Origin of the sequence: Leclercia sp. LSNIH3 (assembly GCF_002935105.1) — a bacterium.
In the GTDB taxonomy this organism is placed as follows: domain Bacteria; phylum Pseudomonadota; class Gammaproteobacteria; order Enterobacterales; family Enterobacteriaceae; genus Enterobacter; species Enterobacter adecarboxylatus.
In genome coordinates this window covers 4,187,751-4,207,451 of sequence record NZ_CP026387.1, presented here as the reverse complement: position 1 = coordinate 4,207,451, position 19,701 = coordinate 4,187,751, and the positions used below count along the sequence as shown (strand labels likewise).

Annotated in this window: 16 protein-coding genes and 1 pseudogene; 12 read left to right on the top strand and 5 right to left on the bottom strand. The window is 50.8% G+C overall.

Annotated elements, in window-relative coordinates; all coding sequences use genetic code 11:
- Window positions 1-8: 8 nt before the first annotated feature.
- Entirely contained in the window at window positions 9-3,431 is a 3,423-nt protein-coding gene (locus C3F35_RS20335) for an O-linked N-acetylglucosamine transferase family protein (protein ID WP_103792102.1), read from the bottom strand.
- Window positions 3,432-3,607: 176 nt separating this feature from the next.
- Complete coding sequence (locus tag C3F35_RS20330) at window positions 3,608-4,480, bottom strand: flagellin N-terminal helical domain-containing protein (protein ID WP_103792103.1); 873 nt, start codon at window positions 4,478-4,480, stop codon at window positions 3,608-3,610.
- A 392-nt stretch (window positions 4,481-4,872) separates the two neighbouring features.
- On the opposite strand from C3F35_RS20330, the gene fliD reads away from it, so the two are divergent.
- Genes fliD through amyA form a run of 4 tightly spaced genes read left to right on the top strand, consistent with a single transcriptional unit; the run spans window position 4,873 to window position 8,644 of the window.
- Window positions 4,873-6,297 carry a flagellar filament capping protein FliD gene (gene fliD / locus C3F35_RS20325; RefSeq protein ID WP_103792104.1) on the top strand — a complete coding sequence of 475 codons (1,425 nt, stop codon included), beginning with the start codon at window positions 4,873-4,875 and terminating at the stop codon, window positions 6,295-6,297.
- 20 nt (window positions 6,298-6,317) lie between these two features.
- Complete coding sequence (gene fliS, locus C3F35_RS20320) at window positions 6,318-6,722, top strand: flagellar export chaperone FliS (RefSeq protein WP_103792105.1); 405 nt, start codon at window positions 6,318-6,320, stop codon at window positions 6,720-6,722.
- A 5-nt stretch (window positions 6,723-6,727) separates the two neighbouring features.
- The gene (fliT, locus tag C3F35_RS20315) at window positions 6,728-7,102 is read left to right on the top strand and encodes a flagella biosynthesis regulatory protein FliT (RefSeq protein ID WP_059307607.1); all 375 of its coding nucleotides are present in this window, start codon (window positions 6,728-6,730) and stop codon (window positions 7,100-7,102) included.
- 54 nt (window positions 7,103-7,156) lie between these two features.
- The gene (gene amyA / locus C3F35_RS20310; protein ID WP_059307606.1) at window positions 7,157-8,644 is read left to right on the top strand and encodes an alpha-amylase; all 1,488 of its coding nucleotides are present in this window, start codon (window positions 7,157-7,159) and stop codon (window positions 8,642-8,644) included.
- 47 nt (window positions 8,645-8,691) lie between these two features.
- On the opposite strand, the gene yedD is transcribed toward amyA, so the two are convergent.
- Window positions 8,692-9,105 (bottom strand): lipoprotein YedD, encoded by a 414-nt coding sequence (gene yedD, locus C3F35_RS20305; RefSeq protein ID WP_103792106.1) that lies wholly within the window; start codon window positions 9,103-9,105, stop codon window positions 8,692-8,694.
- Window positions 9,106-10,192: 1,087 nt separating this feature from the next.
- Between yedD and C3F35_RS20290 the strand changes: the two genes are divergently transcribed.
- Window positions 10,193-11,407 (top strand): O-antigen polymerase, encoded by a 1,215-nt coding sequence (locus C3F35_RS20290; RefSeq protein WP_103792107.1) that lies wholly within the window; start codon window positions 10,193-10,195, stop codon window positions 11,405-11,407.
- Window positions 11,408-11,731: 324 nt separating this feature from the next.
- Here the strand turns inward: C3F35_RS20290 and C3F35_RS27390 are convergent, their stop codons facing one another.
- Window positions 11,732-12,004, bottom strand: a complete 273-nt coding sequence (locus tag C3F35_RS27390; RefSeq protein WP_442786137.1) for a hypothetical protein — start codon at window positions 12,002-12,004, stop codon at window positions 11,732-11,734.
- 259 nt (window positions 12,005-12,263) lie between these two features.
- Between C3F35_RS27390 and C3F35_RS27105 the strand changes: the two are divergent.
- Window positions 12,264-12,698 (top strand): annotated as a pseudogene (locus tag C3F35_RS27105) (integrase); the annotation flags it as partial.
- A gap of 29 nt (window positions 12,699-12,727) precedes the next feature.
- Here C3F35_RS27105 and fliE read toward each other — a convergent pair.
- A complete protein-coding gene (fliE, locus tag C3F35_RS20275; RefSeq protein ID WP_032612250.1) occupies window positions 12,728-13,042 on the bottom strand; it encodes a flagellar hook-basal body complex protein FliE in 315 nt (104 codons plus the stop codon).
- A 227-nt stretch (window positions 13,043-13,269) separates the two neighbouring features.
- Between fliE and fliF the strand changes: the two genes are divergently transcribed.
- From fliF to fliK, 6 genes are read left to right on the top strand one after another with little or no spacing between them, the layout of a single operon-like run.
- Window positions 13,270-14,952 (top strand): flagellar basal-body MS-ring/collar protein FliF, encoded by a 1,683-nt coding sequence (gene fliF, locus C3F35_RS20270; RefSeq protein WP_032612252.1) that lies wholly within the window; start codon window positions 13,270-13,272, stop codon window positions 14,950-14,952.
- Window positions 14,945-15,940 (top strand): flagellar motor switch protein FliG, encoded by a 996-nt coding sequence (gene fliG, locus C3F35_RS20265; protein ID WP_032612254.1) that lies wholly within the window; start codon window positions 14,945-14,947, stop codon window positions 15,938-15,940. Before fliF ends, fliG begins: the two co-directional genes overlap by 8 nt.
- Window positions 15,933-16,640 carry a flagellar assembly protein FliH gene (gene fliH / locus C3F35_RS20260; RefSeq protein ID WP_103792108.1) on the top strand — a complete coding sequence of 236 codons (708 nt, stop codon included), beginning with the start codon at window positions 15,933-15,935 and terminating at the stop codon, window positions 16,638-16,640. The genes fliG and fliH overlap by 8 nt, the downstream gene beginning before the upstream one ends.
- Window positions 16,640-18,010 carry a flagellar protein export ATPase FliI gene (gene fliI / locus C3F35_RS20255; RefSeq protein WP_059307601.1) on the top strand — a complete coding sequence of 457 codons (1,371 nt, stop codon included), beginning with the start codon at window positions 16,640-16,642 and terminating at the stop codon, window positions 18,008-18,010. Before fliH ends, fliI begins: the two co-directional genes overlap by 1 nt.
- Window positions 18,011-18,030: 20 nt before the next feature.
- Window positions 18,031-18,474, top strand: a complete 444-nt coding sequence (gene fliJ / locus C3F35_RS20250) for a flagellar export protein FliJ (protein WP_032612259.1) — start codon at window positions 18,031-18,033, stop codon at window positions 18,472-18,474.
- Window positions 18,471-19,670 carry a flagellar hook length control protein FliK gene (gene fliK, locus C3F35_RS20245; protein ID WP_103792109.1) on the top strand — a complete coding sequence of 400 codons (1,200 nt, stop codon included), beginning with the start codon at window positions 18,471-18,473 and terminating at the stop codon, window positions 19,668-19,670. The genes fliJ and fliK overlap by 4 nt, the downstream gene beginning before the upstream one ends.
- The last annotated feature ends 31 nt before the right edge of the window (window positions 19,671-19,701 follow it).

Sequence of the window (19,701 nt, the reverse complement as noted above, 5' to 3'; positions counted from 1 at the left end):
CTCAGACCTCAACTTTCCACAGTAAAACTTACAGGGGATTTACCTGCACAGTGATTTTGCCATATCGTCCGCAACAGATTTTCAAAAGCAGTCGAAGAGGCCGTCCCATGGATTGCCATGTCGGCGAAACGGTCACGCATGGATAAACGAATAGTATTTAGCTCTTCCTTTTTATCCATCCAAGCAACTGCTTTTTCAAAATACTCTTGCTGACTGTTCACCAAAAATTGTTCTTGCCCAAAAGCTTTCAGTATTTCATTTCCGTGCCGACCGGCCATGGTATTACCACTAATAGTTATTGTTGGAACCCCCATCCAGATTGCATTATTACTGGTTGTTCCTCCGTTGTAGGGGAATGTATCAAGTAGTAAATCAATCTCTTGATGCATCTTCAAATATTCCGCAAAATCTGTTTTTAAACGGAAGATTAATTGATGTGGTTTAACCCCATATAACTCCAATTTTTGCCTCAAACTTTCTGAAACTTCTTCCGACGACATATAGCCAATGATCATTCGTGAGTTTGGCGCAGCAACAAGTATTTTTGCCCATAGTGCAATGACACTGTCGTTTATCTTTTTAGGTCGGTTCAAGCTACCGAAGGTAAACACATCAGAATTTAAAGCCGGTAGTGGATTAATAGCTGGAGATTCCGACGGAGGTTCATATTGGACAGGCATCGGCATATAGATTAATTTTTCACTAAACTGAGCGTCTAACTCCCCCGGTTCTGCCATCCATGTTCCGCAAATGCGGTAATCTATGGCCGTTAATCCAGTCGTTCCGGGATAACCAATCCAGCTAATTGCTAAAGGCGCAGGCTTAAGTGCAAAGGTTAACAGCCGGTTGTAACCAGTATGTCCCGAAAGGTCGATGAGGATATCAATTTCATCCTTGTGGATAATACGAGCTAGTTCGAGTTGGCTCGCCGTTGCCACATCCCGCCAACAGGTAGCGCTGGATTTATAATATTCGCTGACACCATCATACTTTGGTGAAGTATGATAAACATATAATTCATTCCGTTCACGATTTATGTTTGTCCAAAATGGTTTCAAAAAAGATGATACAGGATGGCTGTAGAGATCTCCGGACACAAAACCAATACGTAAATTGCGATTCGGATCTTTGTTAGCAACGTGTGTAAAAGTGACTTGCTGGTTTTTTACCCATTTTTCTACCAACCGCCCATAGACTCGATGTTCTTCATAAAGTTCTTTAGGGGTAATAGAACTCACATGTGACAAACCGAAAAGTAGATGAGTGTAGTAATTCAACTCATCTGGTTTTAATTTAATCGCTTTACGTAGATGCATCACGGCTTCTTCCATACGGAATTGGTCCGCCACTAATACAGCGATATTGCAATGCAACCCACTGTTTTTAGGTATAATACTTAGTGCCTGGTTATAGCAATATTCCGCAGCAGGAAAGGCATTAAAGTCCGTGTACAAACGACCAAGCGCATCCCAGGCCAGGGCGTGATACGGCTGAGCACGCAGTATTGCTTTTGTTATACGCCCCGCCAACCAGGTCTGTTCGAGGTGCCATAACGCAATTACGAGCTCGAAATAAATATCCCAGTTCAGTGGCATCATCCCTAAGGTTCGGTTGATAGCACTAACGGCTTTTATATGTTGATTAGTGAGAATGTAGATTCGCGACAATTCCATCCAGGCGTTTGGGTTTTCGGGCATCTTTTCAACAAGTTTAAGCGCGACGCTAGTGGCTTGCTCGAATTCACCTTTTGAAATCAAGCCGTACAAAAAATCGATATGTTTTTGTCCAACAGGCTTTATATTTTGAGCCGCTAGTTTATGTACGGGTAATAACGATTTTGTACGCGGGATATTATAACCACCTTGTTGTGGTGATGCTGAGAATAGAAGTAACGGCAAAACAGAATCATGCATCGAATGCAGATTCGCACTACAAATTGTCGTCTGATAGTGCTTTCTCCAACTTGTTGCGTCTCCCGTTACTACACCTTTACGGATGAGAGCATCAACTATTTGCGGATCGGCAAATGCCAGACTTTCTTTTTCAAGTACTAACTGTTCCTGCAGCGTCAACTCGACAGGTTCATGCCATAAGTTAAAGCCACCTTTCAGTTGATGAATGGCAGGACCAAAAATAGAAGTCAGCTGCGAATGTGTTGCCGTATTGTAAACTGAAACCTCACGCAGGTAATGCAGGCCTGTTAGCCCTTGCAAGAAAAGTGCGCTCAGTGACTGAAGAACTTTAGCTTCATGCTCAATGATGTCCTCATCGGGTGCGCGTGTGTTAAAAACGATCTGTTCAAAACACATTGACATGGGCCAGGCTTCACCCAGCACATCGAGAATTGAAAGAGTAATAGTGTCATCTGTGCTGATAGATTCGTCACTGGCGCTACGCAGTCGATTGAATATCAGCCCTTTATTATTTTTATCACGACGATAACTGCCTGCCCAATGAAGATCCTTTAAACGGGCAAAATCTGGCAAAGCAACTATATCGTCTCCATCAGCTAATGCAGACAAAAGACTAAACCGTGAAGAACGATAAACGGAAAAATCAAGGTACTGCTGAATGTGTAATTTATCCTGATCCGGATTCACCGTCATGTTTAGCTCGGCTACCTGACCAGCATAGTGTTCCGGGCACTCGGTCCACGGTTGAATATCGCCGACATAATGCAATGCCGCATTACTCAGACTTTCATTAAACTCTACCAGATAATTAGCATTACTCATGCTCTGCAGGTAGCGAAGACTAAACATCTCATCATCCATAGCTTCCGCAGCTACTATCTGATGCTGTAAGGCTTCTCTCGCGGGATGTTTACTCATACCTAAAGAGAGCCAAGTCAGTGCTGCTCTGGCACTGGCAAGGCGAACTTCCTCGCTTTCTGCATTACGAGTATGGTAGGCAATAGCATCCTGAATGACGTGATCCAGACCGGTACCCGGCTGAGTAAGCCACTCTATTGCTATAATGCCATTCTTCGCCAAATGCTCACGGCAAAAAGAGAGCAATGCTTCCCTAGTCTCGTTATCTACATAGGAAAAAATGCCATGGATAATGATGTAATCAAATTCCCCTTCCAGGCCGTTAATCAAGGTCGCGAGATCGGTACAATAAAGGTGGATGTTAATAATCCCTGCTAATGCGCTCTGTTGCCTTCCTTCTTCGATTTTTTCTGGCGAGAGATCTATCCCGGTAATCTGTGCCTGCGGAAAAGCCAACGCATACGGCAGCAGATGAGAGGCATCACTGCAGCCAAGATCGAGAATACGTGCTTGTGATGTTTCCGCGCCTTGAACACCATAAAGCCAGGCACTGGCACGCATATGAGCGGGAGAAAAATAAGAACGCACCGAGGTTGACTTAGGAATACCGGAACCGGGAGTGGCAAAATCAAAACTGTGCGGTAAATCTAAAGAGAACACTGCGCTATCCTTCACTAAAAAAATTATTTTAGTAATGCTACCAGCGCGCTCAACGACTCATTCAAGGAGTAGACACCATTAATAGGGGTAATTCAGCCTATCTTATAACTCCAGGTTTTAGGGCAAAAAAAACCAACCTGAAAGGTTGGTTTTTACCATTGCTAATAACTGAATTATTAACGCAGCAGAGACAGCACGCCCTGTGGAACCTGATTTGCCTGAGACAGTACAGAAGTACCTGCTTGTTGCAGAATCTGTGCACGGCTCATGTTAGAAACTTCGGTCGCGTAGTCAGCATCCTGAATACGAGACTGTGCAGCAGACAGGTTGGTGATGGTGTTGCTCAGGTTAGAGATGGTAGATTCGAAACGGTTTTGAATCGCACCTAAATCCGAACGCTGAGTATCAACTGCTTTAAGAGCATCATCGATTGAAGCCAGAACGTCAGTTGCCAGCACGTCGAAGCCTTTAGCTTTCTCAGCACGAGTTTCGCCGGTAGCCAGACCAGCAGTAGTACCAGTAACGCCTGTGGAATCAAACTTGTTCCAGCTGCTATTGCCCTTGATGCTGATATCGATTTTCTGAGTATCATTAGCACCGACCTGAATAGAGATAGTAGTGGCAGAGCCAGTACTTGCCAAGATTTTGATACCGTTAAACTGGCTCTGGCTAGCAACACGGTTAATTTCGTCCAGACGCTGGTTAACTTCAGACTGGATAGAGTCAATATCTGAACCAGAGTTGGTGCCGTTCTGAGCCTGAACAGACAGTTCACGAATACGCTGCAGGTTGTTGTTGATTTCGTTCAGAGAGCCTTCAGCAGTCTGAGCAATAGAGATACCGTCGTTCGCATTACGGGAAGCCTGAGTCAGGCCTTTGATGTTAGAGGTGAAGCGGTTAGAAATCGCCTGACCCGCTGCATCGTCTTTAGCGCTGTTGATACGCAGGCCGGAGGACAGACGCTCAATAGCAGTGCCCAGTGATGACTGAGATTTGTTCAGGTTGTTCTGAGTAGTCAAGGACAACAGGTTAGTATTGATAACTGCCATAATTTTCTTTCCTTCAAAATTGGGTTTTAGGTCCGGTGCCTAACACTCACAGCGTCTCTCACCGTCAACAAGGTTATCGACGGGTCGCCAAAAGACTTTAGAATCAATTTTTAAAAAATTTCAATGCATTGATAAATAATGATTTTTATTAAATAAATAACCTTTAGCCTTTTTGAATAAATCACTCCTAACGCAAACTCACCCTTATGTTTTCGCTCTTTCAACCAGCGTTTTTCTTCTTAGGGGGATCTTCACTACTTGGAGCAATCCCTCTATATACCCTATTCGGTGGTGGCTTATTCATAGATTATTTTTTTTTCAAGGTCGTAAACTTTTCCCCCAAGACGCCGATAACGAGTTCTGAACTACTTCGTCTTTTAAGGAAAATATGCATGGCAACTATCAGTAATCTCGGGATAGGTTCTGCAGGACTCGGGGATTTATATAATCAGTTAGAAGCGGCTGAAAAGACCAAGCTGACGACCATAACCACCCAGCAATCGACGTATAACGCACAATTGAGTGCTTACGGCAAGCTGCAGAGCGCCATGACAACTCTTCAGACTGCAACAGCAGCATTGGGTAAAACGGCAACATGGAACTCAACGTCAGTAAGTAGCACGAACACTGCTTTCGCGGCCACAACAACCTCAGCAGCCTCTACCGGTTCTTTTGTTGTTAACGTTAATAAACTCGCGAAAGCGCAAGCACTTTCAACTGGCTCATATGCGACGAACACTGAAGTGCTGGGTAATACAACCGGGACAACACGTACAATTACGATTACTCAACCGGGAACCAAAACACCCTTAAAGGTTGAATTGTCTGATAGTGATACGTCGTTAACTGGCATAGCTAATGCAATTAATAAAGCGAACGGTAATGTAACAGCTAGCGTTATCAAAGCCAAAGAGGGTGACTATCGCCTGATGCTCACATCTAAAACCACCGGTACTGATGGTGAAATGACGATCGAAGTGGCTGGGGATGCAAAATTACAAGCAGCAATTGGCTATGACTCTAAAACGAAGACAGGCCAACTTTCTGTCAATACAGTAGCCCAAAACGCTGTCGTTGTAGTCAATGACATTGAGATTGAGCGTCAGTCAAATACTATCTCTGACGCCTTACCTGGAGTGACTTTCACCCTCAAAGCCGAAAGTAAAGCTGACGAAACACTGGAAGTCGCCCGTGCAACAGATGCTAATCAGAAAGCGGTCTCAGATTGGGTAACTGCTTACAATTCCCTGCAGTCAACAATCAACAGCCTCACAAAGTATGTCGCTGTGGATGCAGGCACAGATGGTCAGTCTACCAGTAATGGTGCCCTTGTAGGTGACGCCAACGTACGGAGCGTTCAATCTCAATTACGTAGCCTGTTGACCAATATTCAGGAAGGTTCAGTACAGATTATGGCGCAGCTTGGAATTACTCAGGATCCCGTCAGAGGATCAGACGGAACTCTGGGTAATTTGAAAGTTGACACCACTAAGTTGAATAAAGCTCTCACTGACAATCCGGATGCTGTACAGCAATATTTTATTGGCGATGGTAAAACAACCGGCCTTGCCACTCAGATGAGTAAAACTCTGGATTCGATGCTGAGCACAGCCACTGGCAGCTCAGGGGTTATCCAGAACGCAAAAGACGGTATAAACAAAACGCTTAAAAACCTTAGCGCCCGTTATGACGCCATGGATGCGTCGATTGAAGCCACTATGGCGCGTTACAAAGCGCAGTTTACCAGTCTGGATGTGCTTGTAACAAAGATGACAAGTACAGCTAATTATCTTACTCAACAGTTTTCACAAAGTTAGTAATCATTTTAGGAGTAAATATGTATAACACCTCTGGTGTTCAGTCCTATCAGCAGATAGGGGTGGAAAGTGCGGTAATGAACGCCAGTCCACATCAATTAATCGTCATGTTGTTTGATGGGGCGCATAGCGCCCTTGTCCGGGCTCGCCTGTTCCTTGAGGCTGGTCAGATGCCCGAGAAAGGCGAGGCTCTGTCGAAAGCCATCAACATTATTGACAATGGATTAAAGGCTGGCCTGAACATGGAAGTCGACAGTGACTTACCGGGAAATCTTGCCGCGCTTTATGACTATATGGTTCGCCGTTTATTGCAGGCGAATCTACGAAATGATGTCGAGGCGATCGTCGAGGTTGAAGGTTTACTGACTAACATTGCGGATGCGTGGAAACAAATCGGCCCCAATGCTGCCTCCATTTCAGGATAATTTTGATGAACAACCCTAGCACTGCTCTTAACAACTGGCATGCTCTGCATGCCCTGAGTATTGCCATGCTGAAACTCGCTCATTCCGGCCAGTGGGATGAGCTGGTTGAAAAAGAGACGGAGTACGTTAAGTTAGTCGAAAGTATCGGACAAAACGCCATCTCAGCCTGCCCTCCTGCGCAAATTGAGCAGGCACGCTTTCTGCTGGAAAAAGTGCTGCAGAATGAAACGGAGCTGAAAGCGTTGTTGACGGACAGAATGAATGAGCTGCGCCAGTTGATCACCCAGACCGGTAAACAACAATCGGTAACTTCTACTTATGGCAAACTGTCAGGCAATATTCTTTATCCGGAAAATTTAACCCGCGACCTCCCGTTATGATTCAAATCATCCATACTCCAGAGGTCCGCCGAAACGGCTTCTGGAGCAAGGAAGATGAAAAACCCCACCCTCTTGCAGTTCTTCCACTGGTATTACCCTGACGGCAGTCAACTCTGGCCTGAAGTGGCCGAGCGCGCTGACGATTTAAACGACATCGGCATCAACATGGTCTGGCTGCCCCCAGCCTATAAAGGCGCATCCGGTGGGTACTCCGTCGGTTACGACTGCTACGATCTCTTCGATCTCGGTGAGTTCGATCAAAAAGGATCCGTCCCCACCAAATACGGTGATAAAGACCAGTTGCTGTCCGCTATCGGGGCGTTAAAACGCAACAACATTGCGGTGCTCATGGACGTAGTGGTCAACCACAAAATGGGTGCCGATGAGAAAGAGGCAATCCGCGTCCAGCGGGTGAATGCGGACGATCGCAATCAGATCGACGATGAGATCATCGAATGTGAAGCCTGGACCCGCTACACCTTCCCGGTTCGAAACGGACAGTACTCGGCGTTTGTCTGGGATTACAAATGTTTCAGCGGCATCGATCACATCGAAAACCCTACTGAAGATGGCATCTTCAAGATCGTTAACGACTACACCGGCGAAGGCTGGAACGATCAGGTCGATAACGAGATGGGGAACTTTGATTACCTGATGGGCGAGAATATCGATTTTCGTAACCGTGCGGTGACGGAGGAGATCAAATACTGGGCGCGCTGGGTGATGGAGCAGACCCAGTGTGACGGCTTCCGTCTGGATGCGGTAAAACATATTCCGGCATGGTTCTATAAAGAGTGGATCGAGCACGTACAGGAAGTGGCACCGAAGCCGCTGTTTATCGTGGCGGAATACTGGTCGCCGGATGTCGATAAACTGCAGCAGTACATTGATCAGGTGGACGGGAAAACCATGCTGTTCGACGCCCCGCTGCACATGAAGTTTCACGAAGCCTCTTTGCAGGGGCGTGATTACGACATGAGCCAGATCTTTACCGGCACGCTGGTAGAGGCCGATCCCTTCCATGCGGTAACGCTGGTGGCTAACCACGACACCCAGCCATTACAGGCGCTGGAGGCGCCGGTCGAGGCCTGGTTCAAACCGCTGGCTTACGCCTTGATTTTACTGCGTGAGAATGGTGTGCCGAGCGTCTTCTATCCCGATCTGTACGGTGCCAGCTATGATGACACCGGCGGCGACGGTGAGATGTACCATATCGACATGCCGGTGATTGAGCAGCTCGACCAGCTGATCCTCGCCCGTCAGCGGTTTGCCCACGGCGTGCAGACTCTGTGGTTCGATCACCCTAACTGCATTGCCTTCAGCCGCAGCGGCACCGAAGAAGATCCGGGCTGCGTGGTGGTGCTCTCTAACGGCGACGAGGGCGAAAAGACAATTACGCTGGGCGAGAACTACGGCAACAGAAACTGGAAAGATTTTCTCGGCAATCGGGAAGAAACCGTCACGACCGATGAAACCGGCACCGGGGTGTTTACCTGCAACGGCGGCAGCGTCAGCGTGTGGGTCATAGAGGATGCGTTGTAAAAAGTGAGAAACCGGGCAGCGCTACGCTTGCCCGGCCACCCGATCTCTTACGGAAGCTTACTGTCGAGCGGATTTTTGCTGAGGTACGTCGCGCACTCGACGGTCGGGCGATCGACGCGATGCAGGATCATCCCATCATATTCAATGGCGCTGCCTTCACGATCCAGCGGGTAGATATCCAGTTTGCTGGTCACGTTATAAAAATCATCCGAACGCAGCATGATCTTTCCTTTTACCGCAATCACGCGCTGCCACTGGCGGCAGTCGAGGGTATCCCCCTCTTGCGTCACTACCAGCGAGGCGATCGCTTCCGGGCTGACCATTTTGCTTTGCGGCCCTTTCGACTGCCAGTACCCGGCCAGTTCAGCCGGAGCGGGATGCTTGACCACATCCTGGTATCTGTCGACTTGCACACATCCGGTTAATGCCAACAGACCCGCGATAATTGCTATTTTTTTCATCATTGTTCCGTCTTTACCCTAAATAATTCGAGTTGCATGACAAAACGGTTAACCGTTTTGCACAGCGCTTGCCTTGGCCCCAAAGAGGCGAGGCCAACGGCCGAGGCAAGTCAACGCGTAGACACCCTGAAGTATGACGAGTATATGTCGAAAAAAATAGTGTGGCATCTAAGCGGTCCGGTGGCCAGCATCAGAAGAACTAAACCTGCATACTCTTAATATGACTGTGCAATTTTCCTAGGCAGTAAAAATCGGCCAACAGCGGATTAAACATCAGCCGATTGCCGCCGTAAGAAACATCATCCCCCTAAGTTCACATGATCACGGGCATCAAAATATGCTCCATTTAGGCCCCATGGCCCATCATCCCCCCTGTCATCCTCGCTCGCGCTGTTGATGAAGAACGTCATCAGTCCCCTAATTTCGACCTCTTTCGCTACAGCGCCCTCGATCGCTTCTCCATCATCCGTGATTAACGCTCAACCCCTGACTCTTGCAAATTGGGTACGCCCACCCGACAAAATCAATGAACCCGCTCCTGTGACAACCTGGTGACAGGCTCGATAACCGCGAACCCGATGATGTTTTCAGGATGCGGTTGTCGATGCCAATACCGCAGATGCTTTCAGGACAGAGCCTGCGCTCAACGTAGTCTGTCGCCGGTCAAGGGAAACCCATATCACAACCCTCCGTTCGGATTGACTGGGACCACAACTGATCGTCGCCCTCTTCCGTCAATGCGTCCCGGAATGTTATCCATCGGTTAGCCTCGTCAAGTGACAGGGCGTGGTTAAGATGGGCAAGGTTGCGAACAAATACGCTGGTCCGGACGACCTTACGGCCAGACGGCTCGTGGGTGATCGACCTGTTGAGCGCGTTTATCTTATCGTCGTAGCGTGCCATAGCTAACACCTCCTGAAGAAAAACTGTATATGCATACAGCATGCTTTTTATGTGTCGATCAATACTGCAACGCATGCTAATATTTGCGTCTTTCGGAATATGTTGGTTTTTATTCGTTTAAATTTATTGTCACGGTTGGATGCTGTTTCATAAAACAAGTAATTAATGGTGGCGGGATTGGAAGATGATATACTTAATTATAATATTTGCGATTTGCTTTTCTTTATTTTTCCTTGCGTTAAAGTATATGAAAAGCGCAATTACCTCTCCATTAATCCTGACACTCTCATCGTGGATGATCATGAGTGCGGTAGGGTATTTATCTTACGACCAATTCAATGAATTTAAAGAGGAAACTTTTTACTGCCTGCTGATATGGATATTAATTACAGGTTTTACATATTTTGTGTTCGAGATATCACAAAAGAAAAAGTCCATTCTTTATGAGGTCAAAGATTCATCAAGAATGTGCGCCCGTTACTCGATTTTTGTCATCCCGGTATGTGTCATTACCGCGTACGAGATTTACAAGGTAGGAACTGGCGGCCCGGTTAACTTCCTTCTTAACCTTAGACTGGCAAACATTGAAGAAAATTATGAATATCCTACATTCACATTTATGCCTGTTTTCTATCCGATAATAATGTCGATGTTTGCGTCTATATGCATCTATAAATCCAGAATGATAGAAAAGGTTACAATTTCCGCATGGCTTCTGCTGTTTGCTCTGGGAACGATGGGTAAATTTGCTGTAATAACTCCAATCCTTGTCTTCCTTACAATTTATGAAATGAAGCATGGAATCAATAAAAAGAAACTCGCTATTTTCGCGCCTGTTCTTTTGGCACTTATACTTGTGATGCATTTCTATCGCCTGTCAGAAAATGACTCAGCATCTGTAGCATATGTTCTCGGCACATATATCTACTCCCCAATAATTGCCTTCGGAACATTGATTGATTCTAACGTAAACTGGGCAGGTGACTATACATTTAGGTTTATACATGCAATAGCATTTAAGGCTGGTATTTCAGCTAATGAGCCAGTAAAAACAATACTTGATTATGTATATATACCTACGCCTACCAATGTCTACACCGTGTTACAGCCGTTTTACAGCGATATGGGCTACTACGGCATTGCTTTGGGGGCCATGGTATACGGGGTCTTGATTTCCTGTATTTACTGCTCAGCAAAGTCTGGCAATCTTCTTATGCTCGCCTTTTATTCTGTTCTGAGTGTTAGTCTCCTTACTGAGTTCCTTAGCGAAACCATCCTGACAAATCTCTCAGGTAACCTTAAGATGTTAATCTGCATGTTTATAGTTTTCCGGTACTTCACAAGGAGAATTAAAAACCATGCACCAAAAAATATGGGTGCAAATGCCACTCCAGTGTAGCGCTGTAAAATATTAATTAAATGTACAAGCCGCCTTTTCAGGCGGCTTTATTTTACAGCTCTCTTACAATATTAGCCTAATCGCTCCTGCTTCATTGAATTTTATCCCGATCAGATGAACATTTGGCTCTGTGGTCCAGGAAGAAAATAATTGATAGTCTGTTGTGCAGCCTGTTGACAATGGCCTGGCATTTGTAAATCAAGCATAAGTTGAACCAATATAAGATAACCCGACAGAGCCTGTATTGGAGTAACTCGTAAAGGTTATACTTTCTGGTTATTCAACATAAATATTCGCGTCAGTTTGCTAATACAACTGTGTCGGTCATTCATCCGGTGAAATCAATATCACGGACCAGGTGACGATACATGTTGATGGGAAATACAGCACAGAGAACATACTCAGATCTTCTAAGGACAACCTGAAATCAATTTTTGAATTATTGACCAGTGTGGAATTCATTTTGCAAAGGTTCAATGCCCCCCTTGTAACCGCATGTTTGATGCCGATGATATTGGTGTTTTCCCATACAGGTTTTCTTACCTTAACTATAGCAGTGTTTGTATCACCATAAATTGCATAACGGCAGTCAAAGATATTGGTCGAGAAGGCTCTGCCATTTAAATTCGCGTTTATAGTGATTGCCGCGTTGGCAGGAGCAATATCAATAATGCCCTGAACGGGACAGAGAATGCTGTTCGCTCTGAGATTCTGATTTTGTTTCCAATGCTCAGGACGCGAGAGAGGTGCGCATACTGACCATACACCTCACCGACAATGCCACTGACATTGATGTCATAGCTATACAGCCCTGCTCCGGCTGATTCCGCTGCGTGCATACCCACATAACAGCCACAAGACTGGTACCATGGCCATTCGCCGCAATCATACGCTGACAAAGGAGTTCACGTTACCGGAAATAGATGCAGGGACGAATCGAGTAATTCACCTGACCCAGCCAGCAATAGACGTGCTGAAGAATCAGGCGGAAATTACGCGCAATGGCCGGGCAGAGCATGATTACGCGATAGGATCTGTGAACCAGATCTGGGAAGGCGCAATGCGGCACGACGGGATTCGTTACCGCAAAGCATATCAGTCCCTTCACACTTACGCATGCTGGTCATTAACAGCTGGGGCCAACCCCGACTTTATAGTCAGGCCCCAGACGGTATATCGCGTATACGGTTCCTGGATGGCCGAAAAAAACCAGGACCAGGTGATCATGCTGAACCAGAAATTAGCCGACTTTGCCCCATCAGTGCCCCACGCAATGGGATCTGATGTATAAAGCGGATTAATTACAGTAGGTTAGGGAACCTAAACCTGCATACTCATCACATCCTGATACGCCTGCATCAGTTTATTACGTACCTGGATACCCATCTGCATCGACACTGATGCTTTTTGCAAATCGGTCATCACATCATTCAGACCAATGCCCGGCACACCCATGGTGAATTTTTCGCCCTGTACGCGTGCGGCGGTTTGGGTATCGCTGATCCGGTCCAGTGCCGCATGCAGCTGGCCCGCGAAGCTGACGGTTGACTGCACGTCAGCCACGTTCTGATGACGGGCGGTCATTGCCGTTGCCTGCAACTGGCTAATGACGCTTTCAATCCCCTGTATTGCCATGACTTTCCCCTGATGGATTTTTACGCGCTCAAGAGTACCAGCCTGTCAATAAGATAAAGGCGCTAAATAGCGTGAAAAAACCAGGTTATTTGACGAATAGAAATTCCCGTTTCATCAAATAATGGCACAGCCATGATTATGGAATTTTTGTTGTGTTTGCCGACCCGGGAGCCTGTTTTGTTTCTCCACACGAATAATGAAATCCACGATGAGTCACGAGGTGCGCTATGAGTGCGACAGCAACATCCAGCCCTCAAACTAAATCTCTCGAATGGATGAGCCGCCTGCGCGCGAACCCTAAAGTGCCGTTGATCGTGGCAGGTGCTGCCGCTATCGCTATCGTTGTCGCTATGGTCTTATGGGCCAAACAGCCAGACTACCGCACCCTTTTCAGCAACCTCTCGGACCAGGATGGCGGTGCTATCGTCACCCAGTTAACCCAGATGAACGTCCCCTACCGTTTCTCGGATAATGGTGGCGCGCTGGAAGTCCCTGCCGATAAAGTGCATGAACTCCGCTTACGACTTGCCCAGCAAGGTCTGCCGAAAGGCGGCGCGGTGGGCTTTGAACTCCTGGATCAGGAAAAATTCGGCATTAGCCAGTTCAGCGAGCAGGTTAACTACCAGCGCGCGCTGGAAGGCGAGCTGGCCCGCACCATCGAAACCCTCGGCCCGCTGAAAAGCGCTCGCGTGCACCTGGCCATGCCAAAACCAACGCTGTTTGTCCGTGAACAGAAAGCGCCGTCGGCGTCCGTCACCGTTAATCTGCAACCCGGCCGTGCGCTGGATGAAGGGCAGATCAGCGCCGTGGTCCATCTGGTCTCCAGTGCCGTGGCCGGTTTACCGCCGGGTAACGTGACCCTGGTGGACCAGATGGGTCGCCTGTTAACCAAATCCAATACCAGCGCTCGCGATCTGAATGATGCGCAGCTGAAGTATGCCACCGACGTGGAAAATCGCGTTCAGAGCCGCATCGAAGCCATTCTTGGTCCAATCGTCGGCACCAGCAACGTCCATGCCCAGGTCACCGCGCAGATCGATTTTGCGGATAAAGAGCAGACCGAAGAGCAGTATCGTCCAAACGGCGATGCTGCCCAGGCCGTGATGCGCTCGCGTCAGGTAAATGAAAACTTGCAGGTCGGTGGCCCTAACCCTGGCGGTGTGCCGGGTGCGCTCTCCAACCAGCCAGCCCCTGCCAATACCGCGCCAATCACCACCCCGGCGCAAAACCAGCAGAACGGTCAGCAGGGTGCCCAGCAGCAGCAAACGACCACTGCAGCCAACTCAGGCCCGCGCACCAGCAGCCGTAACGAAACCACTAACTACGAAGTCGATCGCACCATTCGCCACACCAAAATGAACACCGGTGACGTGCAGCGTCTCTCCGTGGCGGTGGTCGTCAACTACAAAACCCTGCCGGACGGTAAGCCCCTGCCGCTGACCGCCGAGCAGATGAAGCAGATCGAAGACCTGACCCGTGAAGCCATGGGTTATTCCGAGAAGCGTGGCGATACCCTCAACGTCGTGAACTCACCGTTCAGCGCCGTGGACGATACCAGCGGTGAGCTGCCGTTCTGGCAGAAGCAGGCCTTTATGGATCTGCTGATTGAAATCGGACGCTGGTTACTGGTGGTGATTGTTGCCTGGCTGCTGTGGCGTAAAGCAGTACGCCCACAACTGGTTCGCCGTGCCGAAGAGGCCAAAGCGCTGAAAGAGCAAAGCCTGCTGCGCGAAGAGACCCATGAAGCCGTGGAAGTGCGTCTCAGCAAAGACGAACAAATGCAGCAACGCCGTGCTAACCAGCGCATGGGCGCTGAGGTCATGAGCCAGCGTATTCGCGAAATGTCAGATAACGATCCGCGCGTCGTGGCGCTGGTCATTCGCCAGTGGATGAGTACAGAAAATGAGTAACCTTACCGGAACGGATAAAAGCGTCATCCTGCTGATGACCATTGGCGAGGACCGGGCGGCAGAGGTGTTCAAACACCTCTCCCAGCGCGAAGTGCAGGTTCTCAGTGCGGCGATGGCCAACGTGCGTCAGATCTCCAACAAACAGCTGACCGACGTGCTGGCCGAGTTTGAACAGGAAGCCGAACAGTTTGCGGCGCTCAACGTCAACGCCAACGAATACCTGCGTTCAGTGCTGGTCAAAGCGCTCGGCGAAGAGCGCGCTGCCAGCCTGCTGGAGGATATTCTCGAAACCCGCGATACCGCCAGCGGCATCGAAACGCTCAACTTTATGGAGCCGCAAACCGCTGCCGACCTTATTCGCGACGAGCATCCGCAGATCATCGCCACCATCCTGGTCCACCTCAAACGTGGCCAGGCGGCGGATATTCTGGCGCTGTTCGACGAACGTCTGCGTCATGATGTCATGCTGCGTATCGCCACCTTCGGCGGCGTTCAGCCAGCGGCGCTGGCGGAACTGACCGAAGTGCTGAATGGCCTGCTCGACGGCCAGAACCTCAAACGCAGCAAAATGGGCGGCGTGAGAACCGCGGCAGAAATTATCAACCTGATGAAAACGCAGCAGGAAGAGGCGGTTATTACCGCTGTGCGCGAATTCGACGGCGAACTGGCGCAGAAAATCATCGACGAGATGTTCCTGTTCGAAAACCTGGTGGACGTGGACGACCGCAGTATCCAGCGCCTGCTGCAGGAAGTGGACTCCGAATCGCTGCTTATCGCCCTCAAAGGCGCCGAACAGCCGCTGCGCGAGAAGTTCCTGCGCAACATGTCCCAGCGTGCGGCGGATATCCTGCGCGACGACCTTGCCAACCGTGGCCCGGTGCGTCTGTCTCAGGTGGAGAACGAACAGAAAGCCATCCTCCTTATTGTGCGTCGTCTGGCCGAAACCGGCGAGATGGTGGTAGGCAGCGGCGAGGATACCTATGTCTGATGAACTGCCGTGGAAGATCTGGACACCGGACGATCTCTCCCCTCCTCGCGCGGAGTTTGTGCCTGCGACCCCGACACTTGCCGAGGCAGATGAGGATGACGAAGAGCCTGAACTGAGCGAAGAAGAGCAGCGCGCGCAGCAGCTGGCGAAGATCCAGCTTCAGGCACACGATCAGGGCTACGCCGCCGGCATGAACGAAGGGCGGCAAAAAGGCCAGGAACAGGGCTATCAGGAAGGGTTAGCCCAGGGGCTGGCACAAGGCTTAGAGCAGGCGCGGACACAGCAGGCGCCGATCCATGCCCGGATGCAGCAGCTGGTCAGCGAATTCCAGAATACGCTGGACGCACTGGACAGCGTTATCGCCTCTCGCCTGATGCAGATGGCGCTCGAGGCGGCACGTCAGGTGATTGGTCATACCCCGCCGGTGGATAATAGCTCGCTGATTAAGCAGATCCAGGGTCTGTTGCAGCAGGAGCCGCTGTTCAGCGGCAAACCGCAGTTGCGCGTTCACCCGGACGATTTGCAGCGGGTGGAAGAGATGCTCGGCGCGACCCTGAGCCTGCACGGGTGGCGTCTGCGTGGCGATCCGACCCTGCATCACGGCGGCTGCAAAGTCTCTGCCGATGAAGGCGATCTGGATGCCAGCGTGGCAACCCGCTGGCAGGAACTGTGCCGTCTGGCAGCACCGGGAGTCATCTGATGACCGCACGCCTGACCCGCTGGCTCAACACGCTCGACAATTTTGAAACCAAAATGGCGCAACTGCCCGCGCTTCGCCGCTACGGGCGCTTAACCCGTGCCACCGGTCTGGTGCTGGAGGCGACCGGTCTGCAACTGCCGCTGGGGGCCACCTGCATTATCGAACGCCAGGACGGGAACGAGATCCACGAAGTCGAGAGCGAAGTGGTTGGCTTTAACGGCCAGCGTCTGTTCCTGATGCCGCTGGAAGAGGTCGAAGGCGTCCTGCCCGGCGCACGCGTCTACGCGAAAAATTTCTCTGCCGACGGACTGCACAGCGGCAAGCAGTTGCCCCTCGGCCCGGCGCTGCTCGGACGGGTGCTGGACGGTGGCGGTAAACCGTTGGATGGCCTGCCCTCCCCCGATACCACCGAAACCGGGGCGCTGATTACCCAACCCTTTAACCCGCTACAACGAACGCCGATCGAGCATGTGCTGGATACCGGTGTACGCCCGATCAACGCCCTGCTGACCGTGGGTCGCGGCCAGCGTATGGGTCTGTTTGCTGGCTCCGGCGTCGGGAAATCGGTCCTGCTCGGAATGATGGCTCGCTACACCCAGGCCGACGTCATTGTGGTGGGGCTGATTGGCGAGCGTGGCCGTGAAGTAAAAGATTTTATCGAGAACATCCTTGGTCCCGAAGGGCGTGCCCGGTCGGTGGTGATTGCCGCCCCGGCGGATGTATCCCCTCTGCTGCGTATGCAGGGTGCCGCCTACGCCACGCGCATCGCGGAAGATTTCCGCGATCGGGGTAAGCATGTCCTGTTGATCATGGACTCCCTGACCCGTTACGCCATGGCGCAGCGAGAAATCGCCCTGGCGATCGGCGAGCCGCCGGCCACCAAAGGCTATCCGCCTTCGGTATTTGCGAAGTTACCGGCACTGGTTGAACGCGCCGGTAATGGCATCAGCGGCGGGGGCTCCATCACCGCGTTTTATACGGTGCTGACCGAAGGCGATGACCAGCAGGATCCGATTGCCGACTCGGCGCGAGCGATCCTCGACGGCCATATCGTTCTGTCGCGCCGCCTGGCCGAAGCGGGTCACTATCCGGCGATCGATATCGAAGCCTCGATCAGCCGTGCAATGACGGCACTGATTACCGAGAAGCATTACGCCCGCGTGCGTAACTTCAAGCAGTTACTCTCCAGCTTCCAGCGCAACCGCGATCTGGTGAGCGTCGGGGCCTATGCCAAAGGCAGCGACCCCATGCTCGACAAGGCGATCGCCCTGTGGCCGCATCTGGAAGCGTATCTGCAACAGGGTATTTTTGAAAAAGCCGACTGGGAAAGCTCTATCCAGGCTCTGGAGATGATTTTCCCGCAGGTGTAACCGAATAGAGGGCGAATGTCATGGCACAACACGGCGCGTTAACCACGCTGAAAGATCTGGCCGAGAAAGATGTTGATAATGCCGCACAGCAGCTTGGCGCGATGCGCCGCGGATGTCAGCAGGCAGAAGAACAGCTGAAAATGTTGATCGACTACCAGCATGAGTATCGCACCAACCTCAACACGGATATGGCACAGGGCATCGGCAGCCAGCGCTGGATCAACTATCAACAGTTCATCCAGACGCTGGAGAAAGCAATAGAACAGCATCGCCAGCAGGTGCTTCAGTGGACCGAGAAGGTTGACCGGGCCCTGAACTTCTGGCGAGAGAAGAAACAGCGTTTACAGGCGTGGCAAACCTTGCAGGATCGCCAGCTTGCCGCCGCAACCCTGGCGGAAAACCGTCTCGATCAGAAAAAAATGGATGAGTTTGCCCAGCGCGCAACAATGAGGACACCGGAATGATCACCCTTCAACAACTGCTTTCGAGCGACACCGACCTTACGGCTGGCGTTCGGGGCGGAAAAGCGGCCGACGGCGCGCAGGACTTTCTTGCCCTGCTGGCGGGCGCGTTAAGCGACGTTAAAGGCCAGGGGAAAGAGGCCGGGCTGACGCTGAACGACCTGCAAACCGCGGGCGGTAAGCGGGCCAGCGTGGCGCTGAAAGCCGATGCTACCGATATTGATGCAGACACCGATGCCGGGAAACTGGCCGAACTGCTGGCGCATCAGGATCTCACCGTTACCGAAGAAAGCACCACACAGCCTGGCCTGACCTCCGGGCTGCTGCCTGCTGTTAAAGGCGACGTGCTGAAGAGCCTGACCCAGGCAGCCAAAGAGGCCGACAGCAAAACCGAGCTTAGCGATGAAGAGCTGGCAGGGTTAAGCGCCCTGATGGCGATGCTGCCCCATCAGCAGACCGTCACTGCCGCCGCACCCCAGCCGGTGAGCACCGGCGCCATTGACGCTGACGTCTCCCTGACCAGCGATCGTGGCCGCCAGCCTGTACTGGATACCGATGCCCTGCGTAGCGCCAAAGCCGTCGTTCAGGATAAAAACGCGGGGATGGCTTCCGACACCCAACTGACGCCAGCCGTTGCCGCGACGACGCCAAAGCAGGCGGCAGAGAGCACGCCGTCCCCGACCGGGCCAACCGCCACTATGGGGCCGATTGTCAGCACCCCGTCTACGGTGCAGCCGACCTTTGCTGCCGCGCCGGTGGTCAGCGCCCAGTTGGGCAGCAATGAATGGCAGCAGACCGTCAGCCAGCACATCACGCTGTTTACCCGTCAGGGCCAGCAGAGCGCCGAGCTGCGTCTGCACCCTGAAGATCTGGGCCAGGTACAAATTACGCTTAAGCTGGATGATAACCAGGCGCAGCTGCAGATGGTCTCTGGCCATAGCCACGTTCGTGCAGCGCTGGAAGCGGCACTGCCGGTGCTGCGTACCCAGCTCGCAGAAAACGGCATTGAGCTGACGCAAAGCAACATCAGCAGTGAAAATTTCAATAGCCAACAGCAGGCTTCTTCTCAGCATCAGCAGCAGACTGCCCGCTCCGGCAACACGGGTGGATTCGATGAAGAGAACGATGAGCTGCTTGCGGTGCCTGCCTCCCTGCAGTCCGCGGCACGTGGAAACAACGCTGTCGATATCTTCGCCTAAACCTAAACGCCAGAGGTAGCGTGATTATCCC